This is a genomic window from Devosia sp. (assembly GCF_041917035.1).
Classification (GTDB): Bacteria; Pseudomonadota; Alphaproteobacteria; order Rhizobiales; family Devosiaceae; genus Devosia_A.
In genome coordinates this window covers 1-2144 of the sequence record NZ_JAYRYM010000408.1, presented here as the reverse complement: position 1 = coordinate 2144, position 2144 = coordinate 1, and the positions used below count along the sequence as shown (strand labels likewise).

The following is a 2144-nucleotide window of genomic DNA, read 5'->3' as shown; positions in this document are numbered from 1 at the left end:
TCGACGGCCGCAACGGCAGCCAGCGCCAGAGGATCGAGCCGGGCGATGGAGAAGTCGTCCACCGTGTAGGTTCCTTCGCCCGTCATGGCCTGGAGCACGCCGGCAACGCTGCCGCCGGTTCCGTCGAACCGGCCCGCAGCGCTGACCGAGCCGCCGAGGGCATCGGCAATGGCGTCCGGCACCATGCTGTCGAGGGGGACGCCCTGCAGCGACAGGCGACCCGACACCTGCTTGTCCGGCAACGGACCGGCACAGCAGACGGCCAGCTCCAGCGCGACCCGGCCGCCACCCAGCGTCGCCTCGAGTCCCCTGAGCCGCGTGGCCGTCGCATCCCAGTCGAAGTCGAAGGCCACGTCGGTCAGCGATCTCGAGGCGACCGCGAGTTCCGGCGTGGTGATGCGAATCCGGCCGCCGACCGCGCGCGGCGCATTGCCGGTCGATAGCGGCCCGCCGGGCCAGAGACCGTCGCCGGCGATGGAAGCTGCCGGCCCCACGAGGGCGCCGAGCAGGCCGCCAAGCTCGAGACGGCTCACGGCAAGCTCCCCCGACACGCTCGATGCCGACCCGGCGCGGGCGAGCTCGAGACGACCGGTGAAGGCCTGGCCACCGGACTGGCCCTCGAGCGCCGACAGGCGGATGAGGCGGTTGGCCTCGAAATCGAGCTGGGCGGATGCGGTGAGCGGGGGGATGGTCAGCCCGCCGGCGCCGAGCCAGTCGGCGATCCCCGACGGATCCGACAGGGTGGCCTTGAGCGTGCCGCGAGCCGACAGGGCCTCGGGATTGCTGACGACGATGTTGCCGGCAAAGGCCAGCGAGTCGCCGCCGCCCTCGAGAAGAAGCGTCGTCTCGATGCTGTTGGCGACATTGCCTTCGCCGACGGCGACGAGATGCACCGGCTGGCCCTGCGGCAAGAGGCCGATGTCGCCCAGCCCGAGTTGTCCCGTCAGGGCGTCCGCGTCGCCGGAGCGCATCTCGAGCTGAACCCGGATGGACCCCGACAGCGCCCTGAGGAAGCCGGCTTCGAGCTGTGCCTCGGCCGAAAGGTCGGCCGAGCCGAGGGTGCCGGCGACACTCAGCGACTGTGCCCCTTCGCCGCTGGGCGCGCCGAGGCGTGCCGCCAGATCGAGGGGAATCGATGCCGCGACGAGACGGCGCAGCAGCGGCGGGGCCCCGACGACGTCGAAGACCGCGCCGAGCAGCGGGGCATCGGGGGCGGTCAGCCGGACCGTGCCAGTTCCGGACAGTTCCGGCCGCTCGAACGAGCCGAAGGCGGTGCCGGACAGCTCAAGCGCACCGCCACCAAGGCTGCCGGCCACGAAACGATCGAGCACCAGCACGCCACCGTCCCAGGACCCGGACAGGGCCAGCTGCCGCCCGGCCAGCCCGGCGAGCGTCAGTTCGTCGGCCACGATGTCGAAGGCGCCCTTGGGGAACGTGACGGGAAAGGCCGCATCCTGGGCGAAATCGGGCAGCAGCGCGAAGAGGGCCGCACTCCGGTTGGGGTCGAGGCGGCCCAGGTCGGCGGTCAGCTGGATGTCGCGGACGCTGCCGATGCCGATCTGCGCACCGAAGCCACGACTCTCGCCGTCGAGCGACAGCTGTCCCTCGCTGAGGGTCAAGGTCTCGCCGACGATATCGACCCTGGCCGTCAGTCCGCCCGGCAGGTTGAACAGCGGTGTATCGGCGGCCGGCTTGCGCCAGAGCGCCGACAGCTGGTCGAGCCGCCCGGCAGCGACGGAGAGCGTGCCGGAGAACTCGGACCGGTTCTCGAACCGCGTCACTGTGCCTGCGATGTCGACCCGCGTCCCACCCGGCAGCTCGCCGCTGAATTGTTCCACCTGCCAGCCGCCGGCCTCCGAGCGGGCGTCGAGGCGCACATTGCGCAGGGAGAACGCGCGCAGGTTGAGTTCGGCAATGTCGATGCCGATGGTGCCCGGCAGCGGCGGCGGCGCGGGCAGCGGCAACTCGCGCAGCAATCGCACCAGTTCGTAGGGCTCGACCGCCTGCTCGGCGGTAGCGTCGCGCGGCGGCAGCGCCAGCAGGCCACCGGAGACGACGGCATTGTAGGCCATCCCGGCCCCCAGGGTCACGTCAGCCGCCCCAAGCAGCCGTGTCGCCGGCCGGTTCTCGTCCGGGATGATGAC

1 protein-coding gene is annotated in these 2144 nt (G+C 71.7%); it reads right to left on the bottom strand.

Annotation, left to right across the window (positions count from 1 at the left end):
- Nucleotides 1-2144: hypothetical protein (locus ACE3TU_RS21690; protein ID WP_374627930.1), on the bottom strand; the 2144-nt coding region annotated here is incomplete at both ends.